At 36.1% G+C, this 18,563-nt stretch carries 19 protein-coding genes; 16 read left to right on the top strand and 3 right to left on the bottom strand.

The window, feature by feature from the left end:
- Window positions 1-192: 192 nt before the first annotated feature.
- The 12 genes from ACU8YW_RS05315 to glpD all read left to right on the top strand — a co-directional run bounded on the left by ACU8YW_RS05315 (window position 193) and on the right by glpD (window position 11,810).
- Entirely contained in the window at window positions 193-1,281 is a 1,089-nt protein-coding gene (locus ACU8YW_RS05315) for a response regulator aspartate phosphatase (protein WP_097890545.1), read from the top strand.
- Window positions 1,281-1,472 (top strand): hypothetical protein, encoded by a 192-nt coding sequence (locus ACU8YW_RS05320; protein WP_097890543.1) that lies wholly within the window; start codon window positions 1,281-1,283, stop codon window positions 1,470-1,472. Before ACU8YW_RS05315 ends, ACU8YW_RS05320 begins: the two co-directional genes overlap by 1 nt.
- Before the next feature lie 239 nt (window positions 1,473-1,711).
- Window positions 1,712-2,584 (top strand): alpha/beta fold hydrolase, encoded by an 873-nt coding sequence (locus tag ACU8YW_RS05325; RefSeq protein ID WP_142293571.1) that lies wholly within the window; start codon window positions 1,712-1,714, stop codon window positions 2,582-2,584.
- A 76-nt stretch (window positions 2,585-2,660) separates the two neighbouring features.
- Complete coding sequence (locus tag ACU8YW_RS05330) at window positions 2,661-2,861, top strand: sporulation YhaL family protein (protein WP_088062310.1); 201 nt, start codon at window positions 2,661-2,663, stop codon at window positions 2,859-2,861.
- A gap of 213 nt (window positions 2,862-3,074) precedes the next feature.
- Window positions 3,075-3,926, top strand: coding sequence for a DUF2935 domain-containing protein (locus ACU8YW_RS05335; protein WP_087985653.1), 852 nt, complete (start codon window positions 3,075-3,077; stop codon window positions 3,924-3,926).
- A 292-nt stretch (window positions 3,927-4,218) separates the two neighbouring features.
- A complete protein-coding gene (locus ACU8YW_RS05340) occupies window positions 4,219-4,863 on the top strand; it encodes a DUF7018 domain-containing (lipo)protein (protein WP_097906866.1) in 645 nt (214 codons plus the stop codon).
- 28 nt (window positions 4,864-4,891) lie between these two features.
- On the top strand, window positions 4,892-5,965 hold the full coding sequence (locus ACU8YW_RS05345; protein WP_098857782.1) for a DUF3994 domain-containing protein: 1,074 nt from the start codon (window positions 4,892-4,894) through the stop codon (window positions 5,963-5,965).
- 379 nt (window positions 5,966-6,344) lie between these two features.
- The gene (locus tag ACU8YW_RS05350) at window positions 6,345-6,794 is read left to right on the top strand and encodes a helix-turn-helix domain-containing protein (protein WP_327975645.1); all 450 of its coding nucleotides are present in this window, start codon (window positions 6,345-6,347) and stop codon (window positions 6,792-6,794) included.
- 88 nt (window positions 6,795-6,882) lie between these two features.
- Window positions 6,883-7,443 carry a glycerol uptake operon antiterminator GlpP gene (gene glpP, locus ACU8YW_RS05355; protein WP_000394296.1) on the top strand — a complete coding sequence of 187 codons (561 nt, stop codon included), beginning with the start codon at window positions 6,883-6,885 and terminating at the stop codon, window positions 7,441-7,443.
- Window positions 7,444-7,669: 226 nt separating this feature from the next.
- Window positions 7,670-8,491 carry a glycerol uptake facilitator protein GlpF gene (gene glpF, locus ACU8YW_RS05360; RefSeq protein WP_088062312.1) on the top strand — a complete coding sequence of 274 codons (822 nt, stop codon included), beginning with the start codon at window positions 7,670-7,672 and terminating at the stop codon, window positions 8,489-8,491.
- Between the two features lie 12 nt (window positions 8,492-8,503).
- The gene (gene glpK / locus ACU8YW_RS05365; protein WP_097906863.1) at window positions 8,504-9,994 is read left to right on the top strand and encodes a glycerol kinase GlpK; all 1,491 of its coding nucleotides are present in this window, start codon (window positions 8,504-8,506) and stop codon (window positions 9,992-9,994) included.
- 133 nt (window positions 9,995-10,127) lie between these two features.
- Window positions 10,128-11,810, top strand: coding sequence for an aerobic glycerol-3-phosphate dehydrogenase (glpD, locus tag ACU8YW_RS05370; protein ID WP_064473814.1), 1,683 nt, complete (start codon window positions 10,128-10,130; stop codon window positions 11,808-11,810).
- A gap of 389 nt (window positions 11,811-12,199) precedes the next feature.
- Here the strand turns inward: glpD and ACU8YW_RS05375 are convergent, their stop codons facing one another.
- The gene (locus tag ACU8YW_RS05375) at window positions 12,200-12,364 is read right to left on the bottom strand and encodes a hypothetical protein (protein WP_000561154.1); all 165 of its coding nucleotides are present in this window, start codon (window positions 12,362-12,364) and stop codon (window positions 12,200-12,202) included.
- A 138-nt stretch (window positions 12,365-12,502) separates the two neighbouring features.
- On the opposite strand from ACU8YW_RS05375, the gene ACU8YW_RS05380 reads away from it, so the two are divergent.
- The 4 genes from ACU8YW_RS05380 (at window position 12,503) to ACU8YW_RS05395 (ending at window position 15,421) form a co-directional block, all read left to right on the top strand.
- On the top strand, window positions 12,503-12,913 hold the full coding sequence (locus ACU8YW_RS05380; RefSeq protein ID WP_097906862.1) for a DUF2283 domain-containing protein: 411 nt from the start codon (window positions 12,503-12,505) through the stop codon (window positions 12,911-12,913).
- A 283-nt stretch (window positions 12,914-13,196) separates the two neighbouring features.
- On the top strand, window positions 13,197-13,730 hold the full coding sequence (locus tag ACU8YW_RS05385; RefSeq protein ID WP_060489197.1) for a sigma-70 family RNA polymerase sigma factor: 534 nt from the start codon (window positions 13,197-13,199) through the stop codon (window positions 13,728-13,730).
- A 4-nt stretch (window positions 13,731-13,734) separates the two neighbouring features.
- Window positions 13,735-14,142, top strand: a complete 408-nt coding sequence (locus ACU8YW_RS05390) for a PadR family transcriptional regulator (RefSeq protein WP_097906861.1) — start codon at window positions 13,735-13,737, stop codon at window positions 14,140-14,142.
- A gap of 7 nt (window positions 14,143-14,149) precedes the next feature.
- Window positions 14,150-15,421 carry an FtsW/RodA/SpoVE family cell cycle protein gene (locus ACU8YW_RS05395; protein ID WP_426933937.1) on the top strand — a complete coding sequence of 424 codons (1,272 nt, stop codon included), beginning with the start codon at window positions 14,150-14,152 and terminating at the stop codon, window positions 15,419-15,421.
- A gap of 101 nt (window positions 15,422-15,522) precedes the next feature.
- On the opposite strand, the gene ACU8YW_RS05400 is transcribed toward ACU8YW_RS05395, so the two are convergent.
- Together ACU8YW_RS05400 and helD are read right to left on the bottom strand one after the other, a co-directional pair.
- The gene (locus ACU8YW_RS05400) at window positions 15,523-16,086 is read right to left on the bottom strand and encodes a hypothetical protein (RefSeq protein WP_097906859.1); all 564 of its coding nucleotides are present in this window, start codon (window positions 16,084-16,086) and stop codon (window positions 15,523-15,525) included.
- An 85-nt stretch (window positions 16,087-16,171) separates the two neighbouring features.
- Entirely contained in the window at window positions 16,172-18,508 is a 2,337-nt protein-coding gene (gene helD, locus ACU8YW_RS05405) for an RNA polymerase recycling motor HelD (protein ID WP_426933936.1), read from the bottom strand.
- Window positions 18,509-18,563: the final 55 nt, after the last annotated feature.

Below are 18,563 nucleotides of genomic sequence, written 5' to 3' on the forward strand. Positions count from 1 at the left end.
ATTTATCCTAGTAAGTTTTCTGACAATTGTTTCTCAAGTTATTAAAAAGGAAAACTTTGGTATAATTAATTAAAATATTAAATTTTCTGATAATTATTTTTCAATGCATAGAAAAGGAGTGGTAATATACAATTTTGATAATTGTATAAAAATCCTAATTTTGCAATTTTGGAGAAAAGGGGATGTAAGTGTATGGGAGCAGATGTAGTAACGCGGGAGCAAATGAAACATTCTTTAGATGATTGGTATCGTGTAATGTTGCAGCAAAATATAGAGAAAGCTACGGAAATGAAAGAGGAGATTGAAAGTAAGATTAGTGGTTTGGATGTGGATCAGGATGTATTGCTTTATCATGCGTTGTTGAATTTTAGATATGATGCATTGGTTGATTGGATTGGGGTTAGAGAAGATAGTTTTGATAAAGTGGAATCTTTCGAAATTCCAATAGAGGGCTTTTTAGCTTATTATTATCACTTCTTTAAAGGGTTTCATTGCACATTAATTTCAAATTATAACGAAGCGAAAGAACAGTATGAGCAAGCTGAGAAGTTATTGAAATATATTGCAGATCCGATAGAACATGCGGAGTTTCATTATCGTTATGGATATCTTTATAACCAATCATATCAACAAATGTTAGCGATTGATCAAATAAAAACAGCAAAAGAGGATTTTTTAAAACAACCAGGTTATGAAATTAATCTTGCGTTGTGCGAAAATATGTTAGGGTTGTGTTATATTGATTTACAACAATTCGAGTTCGCTGAAGAAACATTTAATACAGCATTGAATGTTTTCCAACAAGTTAATCATGAAAAATATATATTAATGGTTAGAAATAATTTAGGTTTATTGTACGCGAATCAAAATTTATCTGAGTTAGCTATCCGTCACTTATCAGAAGTAACAAAGAAATCTCCTAATCATTTTCGAGCACTATACTTGGAATCAGACGAATACCTAAAACTAAATGAATTAGAAAAAGCAGAGTCGTTAATAAATAAAGGGTTACGTATTTGTAATCAGTTAAAAAATCAAGAGTATCAATACCGATTCATGATTTTAAATAAAATGAATGCGACTACTGGTGAGTTTGAAAATGTTATTTTAGATGCGATTTCTTATTTTGAAAAAGAAGAATTATTTGATTGTATTCAAGAGTATACGGAACGCTTAGCAGATAAATTTTATTATGAAAACAATCATGAAAAATCTAGCGAATATTATCATATGAGTAAAGAAGCAAGAAAAAAACAAATGATAAAAGGAGCGTTAAAATAATGAAAAAAATTGTATTAACGGTAATAGGGTTCGCATTTACTTTATCTCTAGGATTTCATGATTTTAATTCAGTTGCACTTAATAAAGGAGATGGTGGAGGAGCACCAGCAAGACCAGACTACGTTAATATTGGCGACACAGGAGGAGCACCAGCAGATAATAGAGGAGACGGCGGAGTAAGCCAACTATAATAACAAAGAAAGGGACTTCAACATGAAGTCCCTTTTTCTATTTTCAGGCCATGTAGAGAAAAGAATTGACTTACTTTAAACGTGTAACTATAATAGTTACAAAATGACCATCATTAATAGAAGTAAGTAATATTTTTTTAGTATAATTGTAACTAATGTAGTTACAATTAAAATTAATCATAAAACAACCAAATAATGTAAAAACTTTAAATAGCAACAAGAGAAAGGAGACGGGAATTTTGAAACGGTTTAAATTTTATTTTATTAGCGGTATTGTGCTCGTTTTGTTAATCGTATGTAACTTCGTTGATAAGCCGATTGCGAAAGTTGGAGAAGTGAAAAATACTGTTATGATGAAGCTGAATACGAAAGAGAGTATGGCGCAAATTGATGGACAGACGATTTATTTTAAGCAAATTGGTGAGGGCAAGCCACCTTTACTTATGCTTCACGGGTTTGGTGGTTCATCTGATGGGTTTAGTGATATTTATCCGGAACTTGCACGAGATCACACGATTATCGCGGTTGATATTTTAGGATTTGGACGTTCTTCGAAGCCGGTTGATTTTCAGTATTCGTTTCCTGCGCAAGTGAATTTATATTATAAGTTAATGAAGAAACTCGGATACGATCAATTCGCAGTACTTGGTCATTCGATGGGCGGAGAGATGTCTCTAAATTTAGCGTATTTATATCCGGATGCAGTAACGCATCTCGTTTTAGCGGATTCTACAGGGATCGAGTCTTTCCAGCAAAAAGAAAGCTATGAAGTGCCGCCGCTATCAACGGATTTACAAACTGTAACAGAGATTACAGATTATAATAAAAATGCAGTGAAAAATAGTCGCGACGATAAAGAGCATTATGATCAGCTTACGAAAATGAGAGAGCGCCGCATCGCGATAGAGGCCGATAAAATTAAGGTGCCGACTTTAATTATATGGGGACGACACGATAAGAGCGTTTCTTGGAAAAATGGTGAACTGTATCATGAGCTATTTGCGAATAGTACGTTCCATATCATTGAAAAAGGATACCATGCACCGTTTCGCCAGGAACCAATAGAATTTATGGAATATGTACAAGCGTTCTTCGCGAAGAATCCGCAATAAATTTTAAGCATAAATCCACTTCTTTCCTCATACAGTGAAACTAATAAGGCTTGTCTAAGGAAAGGAATGAAGTTGCGTGGAAACTTTACCATGGTGGGTGTATCTTGTAATCGTCGGGATCGTATTAAGTGGCTACATGGTTTTATATACTTCAAAAAAAGAGCAAGAGATGGATAATGAGTTTATCGAAAAAGAAGGCGAAGTGTATATGAAGCGTTTAGAAGAAGAGCGAGAGAAACGGAATCAGGATACTGATAAGGATTCGGTATTGCTTTAATAGAAATTTTGAAAGGCTACCAACTAGTAGAACTTTACATCTAGCTGGTAGCCTTTTTTTGCTGGAGGAGCAGTATATGTTCATCAAGCTAAGCTTATACAAGTTGAATTTACCTGTATACAATATTCATCATGAACTTTTATTGATGGTATTTATATATTTTTTTACTCATAAGAATGGAACTAGTGCAGTATTTACTGGGGGGGATTAACAATGCATAGGGATGAAACATCATTACATCCTGATACAGGTGTTACATCTGTAATGTTTGTTGAGCGTTCATTAAATGAAATTCGTTTTTGGTCTAGAATCATGAAGGAGCATTCTTTTTTTCTTCGCTTAGGGTTTAGATGTGAGGATACGCAACTAATCGAAGAGGCTAATCAATTTTATCGATTGTTTGAACATATCGAACAAATAGCGCATTCCTATACAAATGAAACAGATCCTGAGCAAATAAAAAGATTTAATGCAGAAGTACAACAAGCCGCAACTAATATTTGGGGATTTAAACGAAAAATTTTAGGATTAATTCTCACATGTAAATTGCCAGGACAAAATAACTTTCCATTGTTAGTTGATCATACAAGTAGGGAAGCTGATTATTTTAGAAAACGTTTAATACAATTAAATGAAGGTAAATTAGATGCTCTTCCTGATGCTATTATTAAAGAAAATGTTTTCTTTTTAAGGATTATGGCAGACCATGCTAAATTTATTGGTCATCTTCTTGATCCATCGGAAAGAAAGCTTGTAGACACAGCGAGGAATTTTAGCAATGATTTTGATGAATTGATGTATCAAGCAATTGACTTAGAATCTATGAAACCACAATCTCAAACAGTCCCACTTTTAGATCAATTTTTAGATCAAAATCGTGTGTCGGTTGCATCTCTTCGGGATTTTAAGAAAACAGCACGTGATTTAATTGAGCAATGTAAAATAAAGAGTATCATTCATCCATTATTAGCAGACCATGTTTTCCGTGAAGCTGATAGATTTCTTGAAATCATTGATATGTATGATGTTCACCTTACAAATATTCAATCACAACCTAGATATTAGAAGATAAAGAAAGATACTATTTTACTTTCAGCTGAGAAGTTAACAATTTATTGTTAGCTTCTTTTCTTTGTGAATAAAATTTCTTTTCGTTTAGTAAATTTCCCTGTGAAGACTTCATAAATCCCTTTGACCAAATATGTAATTCTCTGTAAAATGATATATATGGAAAGATTATGAATATACAGGAAATCTATTGATAGTAGATTCTAATAAATTGTTCGGGGGGAATTTATTAGTTAAGTATATTAACTTGTTTGCACTGAATTTTACAAATAAAGGGGTATGAGTAATCATGAAAGCAAAGAAATTAGTAAGTTTAGCGTTACCAGTTATGTTATTGAGTGGTTGTATTACAATTGAAACTGATGGTAAGAAAGCTGAACCAAAGAAAGAAGAAACGCAAAAGGTAGAGAAAGAGAGTAAGTCAACTGATAGAAAGAAAGAGGATAGCTTATCTGTAGCGAAAGGTGAAGATACAAACAGTAGTTCATCAAGTAGTCAACAAAGTTCTTCTTCAAATAATTCTACTTCTTCTAATTCTTCAACTGGTAAGGTAACTGGTTCAGATGTTGAAAGATACAAGGCAGATATTATAAACAGTGCCACTCAAATTGAAGATACAATGAAATTAATTGAAGGAATAGCAGATTCAGACGTAAAATCATACAAGCAAAAGAAAAGTGAAGTACAACTGAGTTTAGGTGGAGCAAAGGCAACTGCAACGAAACTGAAGAATCTACAAGCGCCTCCTGAATTACAGGGAGAACAAGCGAAGATAAAGCAATCGATGGAACTGTATGCGGATTGTTTTCAACTTCTCTTTGATGCATTAGACCAAGAAGACGAGAGTAAAATGCATCAATCATTAAGTAAAGCACAAGAAGGTTCAAAACTGTTTGAAGAAGCAGCGAAGAGTATCGGTAGCAAAACTAACTAAGAATAAATTACTTAAAGGGGTATGAGGTATAAAAGTGAAAAAACTAATAGCTGCTGCAGTTCCAGTTGCCATATTATTAAGTGGTTGTGTTACAGTAAAAGATTCGGCAAATAAAGAAGAAAAGACAGAAGAAACGAGTAAATCTAAGGCTGCTGAAACGAAAGAAAAATCAACTAATTCGAAAGAAGAAAGTAAAGATGTTCAAAAGGTTGGAGTTTTAGATGAAGATTATGCACAATATTTATTAGATATTGAACAGGATATGTTAAGACGATTTGATTACTATGACGCTTCTGTAAGAGATTTGAGAAATGGAAGTAAATCAAAAGCTGAGGTATTAGATAGTATTAAAGACATCTATAAAGTATTTGATAAGATAGAGAAGATTTACGCACCGCAAAAACATAAAGAAGACCAAAAAGAGATTGAAAGAGCGACAGGTAAACTAAGAGAGACATTCGGTGAAATAGAGAAGTTATTCAACGATAAAGGCTTCAGCTTAGAGACCGATACGGAAATCTTAAATAAAGCAAATACAAAATTAGAGGAAGCAAAACGTATTTGGAAACCTACATTCGATAAGTTAAGATCCGAAATAAAAGGTGATACAGCCACAGAAAAATCTACTAGTACAACAAGTACTTCTACACCGACAAACCCAACTACTGGTATTCAGGCTCAAACAGATAAAAGCCAAGCTAAAACGGGGGTATTTGTAGGTACAGTTGGTACAAGTGAAGAGTTAGGAATTAATTATGGAAACATGGAGAAGAACATCAAAGATGGGACTGAGATTATTGGTAACTGGGGTATTGATTACGGTAGTGGCATAAAAACTACGTTAGTACTAAAAGGTGATAAAACATTTGAGTCCTATGCGAATGGTTCTTATCCGAATAAAGATAACTACTTAACAGGAACATATGCGGTAGATGTTCCGTCATTCCAGTTGTCCTTAAAAGTAACAAAAGCAGTTAAAGACGGTCAAGAAGTAAAGTTAACAAATGATAGTATGATGTATAAATTACAAAACTATGATGGAAACACATTACAAATTTATCATATGGATGATAACGTTCGTATTCGTTATGCAAAACAATAAATAGTTGGCAAAAAACTCTGTAATAAATTTTACAGGGTTTTTTTGTTCGTTCTAATTGTATTTCTTCATTAATTTCCCTGGCGCTATCCATATTAGTATAAGTTGAGAAATCAACAAAACGATTTTCTTTTTGGAGAATGATAAGAAGGAATAGCGTATTTTTTATGTCTCCTCCTGTATTTACTAGTGTTCATTAGTTGTATTATTGTTCGGGAAATTATTATAGAAGAAAAGTATATAAAACCAGCGTGATATAAAGTATGAAATAGCGCCATTTTACTATGTAACGCAAAAGTTGCACCACCTACGCAACGACAACTCGCTTTACTCTTCATCAGTTATTTGCCCATACTAGACGTAGAGAGGTGATAAACACAGTATGATTTTTAGTGAACGCTTGAAACGAGAACGAGAAAAACGAAATTGGTCGCAACATGATTTGGCTGAAAAAATTCATGTAAGTAGACAATCTGTTTCGAAATGGGAGACGGGAAAGAACTATCCGAGCATTGAAATTATTATTCATTTAAGTGATCTGTTCGGTATTACGATTGATGAGTTGCTAAGGAGTGATGAAGAGTTGACGCAAAAAGTAATTAACGATAGCAAACAATTAGCATATCCAAAATGGAAGGTTTTTTTCGATAGTTTATTTATGATGGGCGTATTTTTATTTCTTACAAAAATCGTTGTATGGACGCTAAATAAGTTTGCCGGAGCGAGCATTACACTTGTAGCAGATGCACCGTATGTAATGAATTTTTTACCCCTCATATTAATGGTTATAAGTGGCACGGCTTCTGATAAGTTGAAGAAAATATATAGATAGAGGAAATAATTTCTCCGCACTAGCTGTTCTTTCTACTCAAATTGTGTACTATAAAGGATAGGATGACATAAAGAAGGGGACATTTAGAATGGAATTTCATGAACAGAAGATTTTGCCGGCAGTGAGGCAAATTAAAGATTTGGAAAAGCTATTACATAGTTCATATGAGTATATTGTTATTTTAGATATTCATGTTGGTCAATTGAAGAGTGTTGTGTCACTTGCGAAGCAGCATAGTAAAAAGGTGTTTTTACATGTTGATTTGATCCATGGATTACAAAGTGATGGGCATGCGACGGAGTTTTTATGCCAAGAATATAAACCGTACGGGTTACTGTCGACAAAGGCGAGCGTGATTATGAAGGCGAAGCAAAAGGGTGTCGTCTCAATTCAACGCATCTTTTTAATTGATTCTAGCGCGATGGAAAAGAGCTGTAATTTGCTAGAAAAGACGAAGCCGGATTATATAGAGGTGCTTCCTGGTGCGCTAACGGATGTGATTGCTGAAGTGAAAGAGCGTACTGGTGTCCCGATTTTAGCGGGTGGTTTCATTCGTACTGTGCAAGATGTTGAAAGAGCTTTAAGTGCTGGTGCGACAGCAATTACGACATCAAAAAAAGAACTATGGAAACATTACCAAAAAAAGTGACGAAAATGTGAAAAAATTCTGTTGACACCGCTTTCATGAAAGGTTAACATTATAGACAAGTTAATAAACGTGACGGAGAAAAGAAGAGATCCACATTTTATTGTTTCTATATATTTTTATATAGAAGCATGTAAGCTGTGGATCTTTTTCTTTTGAAAAAACGAATGGCCATTCATTTTACCTCTATCACATTTGAACGCATTTAAATTGATTGTGGAGGGATTTTATGTCAGCATTTTTAGGGGAATTAATAGGGACAGCGTTGTTAATCGTACTTGGTGGCGGCGTTTGTGCTGGTGTAAGTTTAAAGAAATCGTTTGCGAAAGATTCTGGATGGATTGTTATTACAATGGGCTGGGGCTTAGCAGTTGCTATGGCAGCGTATGCAGTTGGATCAATTAGTGGGGCACATTTGAATCCGGCTTTAACGATAGGACTAGCATTTAAGGGAGCGTTCCCATGGAGTGACGTACCAGGTTATATCGCAGCACAAATGATTGGGGCAATTATCGGGGCAGTTATCGTATATTTACATTACTTACCACACTGGAAAGAAACAGAAGATCCAGGAACAAAGTTAGGCGTATTTGCAACAGGTCCAGCAATTCCGAACACATTTGCAAACCTTTTAAGTGAAATGATTGGAACATTCGTTTTAGTATTTGGTATATTAGCAATTGGAGCAAATAAATTTGCAGATGGTTTAAATCCATTTATCGTAGGTTTCTTAATTGTAAGTATTGGTTTATCATTAGGTGGAACGACAGGATACGCGATTAACCCGGCTCGTGATTTAGGTCCGCGTATCGCACACTTCTTCCTTCCGATTGCAGGAAAAGGCGGTTCGAACTGGAAGTATGCATGGATTCCAGTAGTTGGTCCAATTCTAGGTGGATCACTTGCAGGATTATTCCATCAAGTTGTATTTGAAGGAAAACAAAATGCAGCACTTATTTATGTGATTATTGCAACTGTGATTGTACTAGCAATCTCTTATATGACAAGTAAAAAAAGTGAAAGCACTACAAATAGTAGAAAAGTAGCATAGGGGGAAACCATTATGAAAAAATATATTCTTTCTTTAGACCAAGGAACAACTAGCTCACGCGCAATTCTTTTCAATAAAAAAGGTGAAATTGTTCATTCAGCTCAAAAAGAGTTTACACAACATTTTCCAAAGCCAGGGTGGGTAGAGCATAACGCACAAGAAATTTGGGGATCTATTTTAGCAGTTATCGCAACTTGCTTAAGTGAAGCAGATGTAAAACCAGAACAAATCGCTGGTATCGGTATTACGAACCAACGTGAAACAGCGGTTGTATGGGATAAAACGACTGGAAAACCAATTTACAACGCAATCGTATGGCAATCTCGTCAAACAGTTGAAATTTGTGATGAGCTAAAAGAAAAAGGTTATAGCGAAATGGTTCGCGAAAAAACAGGTCTTTTAATTGACGCATATTTCTCTGGTACGAAAGTAAAATGGATTTTAGATAATGTTGAAGGTGCAAGAGAAAAAGCAGAAAACGGCGATCTATTATTCGGAACAATTGATACGTGGCTTGTATGGAAATTGTCCGGCGGCAAAGCGCACGTAACGGATTACTCAAATGCATCACGTACATTAATGTTTAACATTCACGACTTACAGTGGGATGATGAGCTTCTAGACATGTTAACAGTGCCAAAGAGCATGCTTCCAGAAGTACGTCCATCATCTGAAATATATGGAGAAACAATTGATTATCACTTCTTCGGTCAAAATATACCGATTGCAGGTGTAGCTGGTGACCAGCAAGCAGCATTATTTGGACAAGCTTGTTTCGGTGAAGGTATGGCGAAGAACACTTACGGAACTGGTTGCTTCATGTTAATGAACACAGGAGAAAAAGCAGTAGCTTCTGAGCACGGCCTATTAACAACAATTGCATGGGGGATAGATGGTAAAGTAAACTACGCATTAGAAGGAAGTATTTTCGTAGCAGGTTCTGCAATTCAATGGTTACGTGACGGAATGCGCATGTTTAAAGATGCAAGTGAGAGTGAAGTGTATGCTTCTCGCGTTGCATCAACTGACGGTGTATACGTTGTACCAGCATTCGTTGGACTAGGAACACCTTATTGGGATAGTGAAGTACGCGGCGCTATGTTTGGTGTAACGCGCGGTACGACGAAAGAGCATTTCATTCGTGCAACACTAGAATCTTTAGCATACCAAACGAAAGATGTATTATGTGCAATGGAAGCAGATTCAGGGATTGAACTGAAAACATTACGCGTTGATGGTGGAGCAGTTAAAAATAACTTCTTAATGAAGTTCCAAAGTGATATTTTAGACGTTCCTGTAGAGCGTCCAGTAATCAATGAAACGACAGCTTTAGGTGCAGCATACTTAGCTGGTCTTGCGGTTGGATATTGGAAAAACCAAGATGAAATTAAAGAGCAGTGGCATATGGACAAACGCTTTGAACCAACAATGGAAACGGAAACAAGCGAAGAGTTATATGCTGGATGGAAAAAAGCGATTGAAGCAACAAAAGCTTTCAAATAATCATAAACAGTGTTATAATGGTGACAAGTTAATAATTCGGTAGGAGATTTGGAGAGACCACAACACGCTATAGAGGCGAAATCTATAGCGGAGTTCGTGGTCTCTTTTTTCGTTATCAAAGGGAGGAATTACCATGAAATTTTCAAGTAAACAACGTAAAGACGTATTAAACGGAGTAAATAAACAAGAGTTAGATGTGATCGTAATTGGTGGCGGTATTACTGGTTCTGGTATTGCATTAGATGGGGCAACACGCGGGTTATCAACAATTGTGTTTGAAATGCAGGACTTTGCAGCAGGTACATCAAGTCGTTCAACGAAGCTTGTACACGGTGGTCTACGTTATTTAAAACAACTTGAAGTGAAAATGGTAGCAGAGGTGGGGAAAGAGCGTGCGATCGTATATGAGAACGGTCCCCATGTAACAACACCAGAGTGGATGTTACTTCCGTTCCATACAGGCGGTACGTTCGGATCATTCAGTACATCAATTGGTCTTCGTGTATATGACTTCTTAGCAGGCGTAAAACGAAGCGAGCGCAGAAAAATGTTTAACCGTGAAGAAACATTAAACAAAGAGCCTCTTGTAAAAAAAGAAGGATTAAAAGGCGGCGGTTACTACGTAGAATATCGTACAGACGATGCGCGTCTTACAATTGAAGTAATGAAAGAAGCAATTGAACACGGTGCGAAAGCTGTTAACTACGCAAAAGTAGACGGTTTCTTATATAAAGATGGAAAAGTATGCGGTGTACGTGTAATCGATTTACTAGATGGCGAAGTGTATGAAGTGTATGGTAAGAAAATTGTAAACGCAGCTGGTCCTTGGGTAGATACACTTCGTGAAAAAGATAACTCAAAAAAAGGAAAAGTACTTCAGTTATCAAAAGGTGTGCATTTAGTAATTGACCAAAAACGTTTCCCACTAGGGCAAGCTATTTACTTCGATACACCAGATAAACGTATGGTGTTCGCGATTCCTCGCGGCGGAAAAACATACGTAGGTACAACAGATACGTTCTATGATAAAGACGCAGCTGTACCGCACATGACAACAGAAGATCGCACATATATCATTAACGCGATTAACTACATGTTCCCAAGTGTGAAAATTACAGAAAAAGATGTGGAGTCAAGCTGGGCTGGTGTACGTCCGTTAATTTATGAAGAAGGTAAGAATGCATCTGAAATTTCTCGTAAAGATGAAATTTGGACTTCTGAATCTGGTTTAATTACAATCGCAGGTGGTAAATTAACAGGATACCGTAAAATGGCTGAAATGGTAGTAGACTACGTAACGAACCTACTACAAAAAGAAGGTCATAGTGCATATCCGAAGAGCGATACGAAACATATGCCAATCTCTGGTGGACATGTAAGTGGTTCACACGGATTCCCAGCATTCGTTGCGAAAAAAGCAGATGAGGGTACGAAATCTGGTTTAACGAAAGCACAAGCAGAAGAATTTGCGAAATTCTATGGCTCTAACGTTGACGTACTGTTCGACTTAGCGAAAAAACATAAAGACGAAGCGAAAGAATACAACATGCCGCTAGACGTTCTAATCCCACTTGTATACGCAATGGATTACGAAATGACAGCAAAACCAGTTGACTTCTTCGTACGCCGCAGAGGCGCTGTGTTCTTCAACATCCACTGGGTATACGAGTGGAAAGAAGCAGTAATCAACTACATGGCTGCGAAACTAGGCTGGAGCAAAGAAGAGCAAATGAAATACACAGCTGAATTAGAAAAAGCATTAACAGACGCTGTCATTCCTGTAGATCAACAAGAACAAGCAGCTGCATTAGCGTAAAATAGAGAAACACCTGAAGAGAACCTCTTCAGGTGTTTTTTATCCTTTTCGGCAAGAAGGCTCCATCTGATTTGTGTTACGGGTGAAACCCAACAATTCAGGTGGAGATGAATTGCCGTCAGAAGGTAGTCTGAACTCTTTTGTTTTTTTGTCTTACGATACAATCTGCCCTTAGATAAGGAGGGAATATATCTTAAGATAACGAAATTGGATAATAATCATCATTTGTTGACCTTGACTAAAAATAAATAAAATGTGTTACAATGATGATAGAGTATATAGTATGAATTTTGCATAAAATAAAGAAGACAGAAGCCTGAGAAACTTCTGCCTTGTGTAACCTAACTTACTATTGTGGTGGTAGTAGATGCGGTTATAAGACAATTACATTAACGTTTTAGCCGAGAACCGCCCTTACCTTTTCCACGAAGCAGGGTGGTTCTCGCTTTTTTGTATACAGAAATTAGCCACGGACCGACGTATCTTCTACCGATGACAACGCCAGCTCCGGTTAGGATACCATACACTAATTTAATTACAAACATCGCGATCATTCTATCACCTCCCCCCTTTTTTCAAAATGGAAGAGATGATTATCACACCTACTAGTTATAGCTTATTAAGTTACATTTCAATTGTATTATGTTTTAAAATAGGGAACAAGACAAATGAATACGGATATGAGGTGCAGCATGAAAAAATTAATTACTTATGACCCTGAAATCCAGATGGCATATCTGTATGTAATTCCATTCACTTCAGAAATTGAGATTGAATCGACTGAAGAGTTGGAAGAAAATCCAAAACTGAATGTAGATATAGATCAATTTGATCGTATAGTGGGGATTGAGTTTTTTGGAGAAAATGCTCGTAAATTAAAAGGATTAACAAATAGAAGTAAAATATATAAAAAGAAAGCTTCAAATGATAATACATACATATACTCATTTAGAATTTCTCAGGATATTCATTTGCAAAAAGTGTTATTTCAAAACGTTGTATTTTATTTTGCAGATAAGAAGTATGAAGAATTTATTGGTTTTGATATTATCAAGCCATCTTTATATGGCCATGAAATATTAGATTCTTTAAGTGAGTGTTAGGAGGGAAGAGGACTCGATTGAATGGGTTCTCTTTTTCATTTAGCGATGAGGGGAATCTTGACGATAGAAAACTAACACAAAATCCTTATTGCAAACTTAAAAAGCGCCTTGGGAGAGAGGCGCTCTTTATGTGAATGTATTGTAACGACTATTCGGTTTATTATATGTAAGTTGCTGAGGAAGTGATTTATAAAAAACATTATTGCCAAACGGATTTTTTTTATAAATTTATAAAACTTTTCCATACAGTACGTCGTCTAATATATGGGAAGGAGGAAATGATGTGGATGAATTAACGGTAGAAGCGTTTGAAATAGAAGATAAGGAACTCCTTATCGATGAAATCATGAACAAGTATGGACAAGAAGTCTTACAACTTGTGTATTCATATGTAAATAATAAAGAGGTTGCTGAGGATGTAACGCAAGATATATTTGTGAAATGTTATAAATCTCTTCATACATACAAAGGGAAGTCGAATGTGAAAACGTGGTTATGGAGAATTGCGATTAATCAATGTAAGGACTATATAAAGAGTTGGTATAACAAAAAGGTGATCGTGGCAGAGGATGAATCTGCTTACATTGGGGTTCAAAATGATAGTGTCGAACAAATTGTCATTCAAAATGCGGAGGACCGTGAGCTCGCTTCTGCAGTAATGAATTTACCGATAAAATATCGAGAAGTTATTTATCTATTTTATTATGAAGAATTATCAATTAAAGAGATTGCTATTGTAATAGACGTGAAAGAAAACACGATAAAAACGAGACTGAAAAAAGCGAAGGAGCTTTTGAAGAAAGGATTGGAGGAATAATCAAATGGAAGATCGATTAAAAGGCCTGCGAAAATCAATGGAGAATACAACGTTTAAACATTTGAGTTTTTCTAATCAACATCGAAAGCAGGTGCGCGAAAAAATCAATGCTTTAAACGAAAAAGAAGAGGATATCTCTTTAGCTATCTTACAACTCCTCAGTAATGAAAAAACAGGGTACGAATTGTCACAGCTACTACGAGGGAGAGGGATTCGGAAATTCGAAGGAAATGAAGGGTTTTTATATACCGTATTACATCGCCTAGAGCAGAACCGTTTTATTCAATCTAGCTGGGATCATGCAGGAGCGAAATATTATCAATTAAATGATAAAGGAAGAAAGATGCTGCGAAAGGCAGAAAAAAATGCTACGAAGGTACAATTTATACTAAAAGGCTTAGTACAGGAGTGAGGCGAAATTGAATAAAAAAGGGGAGCGTTTTGTAAGCGAAGTTACGAATCATATTAAATCAAAAGAAGCGAAAGATTTTGTAGCAACTGAACTAGAGTTTCACTTAAAACAGGCAAAGAACACATGGATAGAAAAAGGATTAAGTGAGGAAGTTGCTGAAAATAAAGCTGTGGAACAAATGGGAAGTCCGAGTAAATTAGGGCGAGAACTTAACAAACTGCATAAGCCAAAGGTGGATTGGTTTTTACTTATTTTATTAGTGACTGCTATGGGGTTAGGGTTTTTACCGGTTATAGCTTTTGGATATATGAATGATTTACTAATGAATAAAGTGATATCTGTTATTCTCGGTATTGCAACAGTTGTAGTTATGATGCTGACTGATTATCGGAAGTTAGAAAGATTCGGGTGGCTGTTTTATACAATTGGGGCACTTATCTTGTTAATATTAAATTATTTTCCGAACGTTTTGGTGGCTGGAGAACCGTTAATAAAAATTGGTCCCGTTGCAATTAGTCGTTTAATGGCAGTGCCGTTCTTTTTTCTAGCTTGGGCTTCTTTTTTCAATAATAGTAGGTTGAAAGTTAGGTATCTTGTCGCCCTATATTTATTTTCTCTGTATTTATTCTTAATTGGAGCCGCTTTTTCAACGATGTTTATTTATATCACGATGGTCTTCGTTATGCTTTGGTGGAGTAAATTAGGAAAGAAAACGGCAGTGATTATTACAGCTGTGCCCATTTGCTTATTTGTTATTAGGATGTCCTTTTCCTTACATTCAGTGAAAAATTACTACTGGCCTACCTTTTTAGCATATATAAATCCAGAGCGTGATGCACGTGGCGCAGGGTTTATGTATATACGTTTAAAAGAGGCGGTGTCGTCAGCAGGTTGGTTTGGTACATATGGAGATATAAAATTCATCCCTGCTCCGGATACTGATTTTGTATTTGCAAGTTTGACTTACTATTATGGGTATTGGCTTGCGCTCATTCTTGTCTTCGTTCTTTCGCTTTTTGTAGTAAGATTAATAGTCATCTCTTATAAAATAAATGATCGGTATGGTAAATTGCTGCTTGTTGGTGGAGTGACTCTTTTTGTATTCCAGTTCATTTATAATGTTGGAATGATACTAGGATTATTGCCGATTGCTGCTATATCCTTACCTTTTATTAGTTACGGATTAACGCCGACTGTATTTCATGCGCTTATAATGGGGATCGTGCTGAGTGTATATCGGCGTAAGGATATTTCATTTAGAATGAGAAAAACACCTTAATATTTATATAAGTTGTCTATAAAAGTATTCATTATTATGATCAAGTACAAATGTAAATAGATAGTAGAAGAGGGTTATGATAAATAACCCTCTTTTCGTGTTTAAATAAGTGCACTCTCTTTAATAGAAATACATAATTCAGAACGAGAGATTGATTCAGCTAGTTGTTGTAAATAGGAGTATTCTTCCGCATTTTTTTCGGAAGTGTTAGGATCTAATAAAGGTGAAGATAGAAGTACATCAAGTGTAAGTATGTCTGCGTCATGAGAAATGATGTGATAACCTGCAAATACAGGGCGTTTTAAGTCTTTTACTTTTTGAATCATTTTATGGAATTGCGTAATACTTATATGGATTGTGGCTAGTGGAAGACATTTTTCGCTAGGGTTCTCGATAGTCTTTCTAATTTTATAATCGTATACGTAATAGTACTTTTCTTGTTCTTCTAGTTTTTGTAACTCTTTCGTTAATAAATGGTATGTATCTGTAAGACCAGTTGTGAGTGCATCGTGTTCTGCGCCAACTAATAATGTGATAGGTCTTGGTGATGAGATTGAGAGAGGGCGGATGTTTAGGTCAGTAAAAGTAGGATTAGATTGTAAAATGTTATGTAATTTTTCGGTAGGAAACACGCCGTCATAAATAGCAATAAAATAATGGTTCATCTTGTCACTCCTTAGCTTTTTCTAAACTGATATATTCTATTTTTAAGGTGTAAATCCTGCATAAAAAAAGAAACACCTTGAATCATCAAGGTGTTTTCGTTATAAGCTCAAAACTCTCCGAATTAGCCCCAAGTATAAAAGGACTAACCTCGCCAACACTATAAAGTTGCAATTCATGCATTGCACGCGTGCAAGCAGTATAGAACAATCTACGAACGCTCTCGTCGCTGTATACATCTTTAGAAGCATTGTAAATAATAACAGCATCAAATTCGATACCTTTCGCTAAGTAAGCAGGGATCACGACAATGCCTTGCTCATACTCGGCTGAGTTACTTTTCACAAGTTTAATATTGTCGATATGACGAAGTGCTTCGTAGGCAGCGGCGCTTTCAGCTGCAGATTTACATATAATTGCGATCGTATTGTGCTGCTCTTTTTGTAGTTCAGCAACTTTGGCAGTAATATGCTCGTGCAGTTCGCTGTCATTCGATACTTTCGTCACTGTAGGTTTCTCACCGTCACGTTCAAAGGCGTGAATGTTCTCTCCTTCCGGTACGAGAGTACGTGTAAATTCAATAATTGGTTTTGTTGAGCGATAGCTACGAGTTAAGTTGATACCGTTCGTTTCATCTGGTCCGTATAAGCTAGTAAGTGTATTGAAATTCACTGCTTCACTCGCATGGGCAAATATCGCTTGGTTAAAGTCTCCGAGTACAGTCATTCTTGCAGCAGGGAAGAGACGTTTTAAAAACTCAAATTGAAACGGTGAATAATCTTGTGCTTCGTCTACGAGTACATGTTTAATCGATCTATTCGTTTGGAAGCCTTCAATTAATTCTTTTAACAGTAAAAATGGAGTCGCATCCTCGTAATATAGCTTTCCTTCATCAAGCATGTTTACTGTTAATGAGCAAATATCATCCCACTCTTTCGGTTTTTCCCCAGCAACCCATGATGCATCTGTGAAGAGTTGTTTATATATGCCTGTGAAGTTGATGAAGCGCAATGTTTGAACACCTTTACGAAGCGGCTTCAATTTTTTACGGACAATCATACGTCCAAGTACTTTCGTTTCTTTCTCAAAATCATTAAAGGAGTTGTCGTCAAACTCGCCTTTTTTCTGTAAATATTTATAAGCCTTTTGGTATTCATCTTTACTAAGTAATTCAATTTCCTCTTCTACCCAAGGCTTTTTCAGTTCTGTTTTTTCAATTGCATCTATTTGTTTATTTAGCCAATCCGTTAACTTTTCAATTCGATTATGGAAGCGGAGGGAGGAGTCAGTATTGTAAAACTGCTCTGCAATTTCTTTAGCAGAAGCAATTAACTTTCCTCTAAATTTCATTCCTCTAAATAGCATGCCTGAAGATTCAAGAGATTGTCTGTACGCTCTAATCATCTCGAAAAATTGAGTAGATGCTTTAAATCGAATGCTCGCATTTCTCGTTTTATAGGTAGGGCTATTCGTTTCAGTTAACATATATTCTAATTGTTCATAAGGGTCTTCAACATCAAATGACTTACTGAGTCTATGGTTTAAATATTCTTGGAATGTCACTTGCTGCATATTTTCTTCACCGAGTTCAGGTAGTACGTTAGATACGTAGCTGTTGAACATAGAGTTAGGGGAGAAGAGAATAATTTGATCAGCTTTTAACCATTCGCGATATTTATATAATAAGTAAGCGATTCGTTGCAGGGCAGCTGACGTTTTACCGCTACCAGCAGCTCCTTGCACGATAAGGAGTCGGCCTTCATCGTGACGAATAATTTCATTTTGCTCGCGCTGAATCGTAGCGACGATGCTTTGCATATGTTTATTCGTACCTTTTCCAAGCGCTTGTTGCAAGATTTCATCACCAATTGTAAGGCTCGTATCGAACATAGAATCAATCTCGCCATTTTGAATAATGTATTGTAATTTTTTCTCCACATTACCGTGGATTACGCCGCCTGGTGTACTGTATTCAGCCGGTCCTGGTGGATAATCGTAGTACACACTCGAAATAGGTGCGCGCCAGTCATATATAAGAAAGTTTTCTCCGCTTGCATCAGTAAGTGTAGCTACGCCGATATAAATTTTCTCCGCAGCAGATTCTCCTTCTTCTTTAAAATCAATTCGTCCGAAATAAGGTGCTTTATGCATACGTCTTAATGCGGCAAGTCGATTAAAGGTGTGCTTATGGGTAATTTGTGTGACAGCTAGTGACTGAGCTTGTTGTCTCAAGTTGATAACTGTTTCAAGATAATCATCGAAAGTATCAGTATTCACTTTCACGTCATCCCAAAAGTGTTTACGAATATTGATTACTTCTGCCCGACGTCTGCCAGTTTCGTTTTCCAGTTTATCAATTTGCTCCGTAATCGTTTCTATTACGGTATCCAATCGTTTTTGCTCTAAATCAAGTTTTTTGTTCATACGTAAGCACTCCTTTAAAAGTGAAAAATAGAGGTTGACTGAAGATGTGTTTTGG

It is taken from the genome of Bacillus pretiosus (assembly GCF_052947655.1).

Excerpts from the sequence above, each read along its gene's own strand:
- ACU8YW_RS05315 (WP_097890545.1), top strand. The coding sequence starts at position 193 with ATGGGAGCAGATGTAGTAACGCGGGAGCAAATGAAACATTCTTTAGAT.
- ACU8YW_RS05320 (WP_097890543.1), top strand. The coding sequence starts at position 1,281 with ATGAAAAAAATTGTATTAACGGTAATAGGGTTCGCATTTACTTTATCT.
- ACU8YW_RS05335 (WP_087985653.1), top strand. The coding sequence starts at position 3,075 with ATGCATAGGGATGAAACATCATTACATCCTGATACAGGTGTTACATCT.
- ACU8YW_RS05340 (WP_097906866.1), top strand. The coding sequence starts at position 4,219 with ATGAAAGCAAAGAAATTAGTAAGTTTAGCGTTACCAGTTATGTTATTG.
- ACU8YW_RS05350 (WP_327975645.1), top strand. The coding sequence starts at position 6,345 with ATGATTTTTAGTGAACGCTTGAAACGAGAACGAGAAAAACGAAATTGG.
- glpP (WP_000394296.1), top strand. The coding sequence starts at position 6,883 with ATGGAATTTCATGAACAGAAGATTTTGCCGGCAGTGAGGCAAATTAAA.
- glpF (WP_088062312.1), top strand. The coding sequence starts at position 7,670 with ATGTCAGCATTTTTAGGGGAATTAATAGGGACAGCGTTGTTAATCGTA.
- glpK (WP_097906863.1), top strand. The coding sequence starts at position 8,504 with ATGAAAAAATATATTCTTTCTTTAGACCAAGGAACAACTAGCTCACGC.
- glpD (WP_064473814.1), top strand. The coding sequence starts at position 10,128 with ATGAAATTTTCAAGTAAACAACGTAAAGACGTATTAAACGGAGTAAAT.
- ACU8YW_RS05375 (WP_000561154.1), bottom strand. The coding sequence starts at position 12,364 with ATGATCGCGATGTTTGTAATTAAATTAGTGTATGGTATCCTAACCGGA.
- ACU8YW_RS05380 (WP_097906862.1), top strand. The coding sequence starts at position 12,503 with ATGAAAAAATTAATTACTTATGACCCTGAAATCCAGATGGCATATCTG.
- ACU8YW_RS05390 (WP_097906861.1), top strand. The coding sequence starts at position 13,735 with ATGGAAGATCGATTAAAAGGCCTGCGAAAATCAATGGAGAATACAACG.
- ACU8YW_RS05400 (WP_097906859.1), bottom strand. The coding sequence starts at position 16,086 with ATGAACCATTATTTTATTGCTATTTATGACGGCGTGTTTCCTACCGAA.
- helD (WP_426933936.1), bottom strand. The coding sequence starts at position 18,508 with ATGAACAAAAAACTTGATTTAGAGCAAAAACGATTGGATACCGTAATA.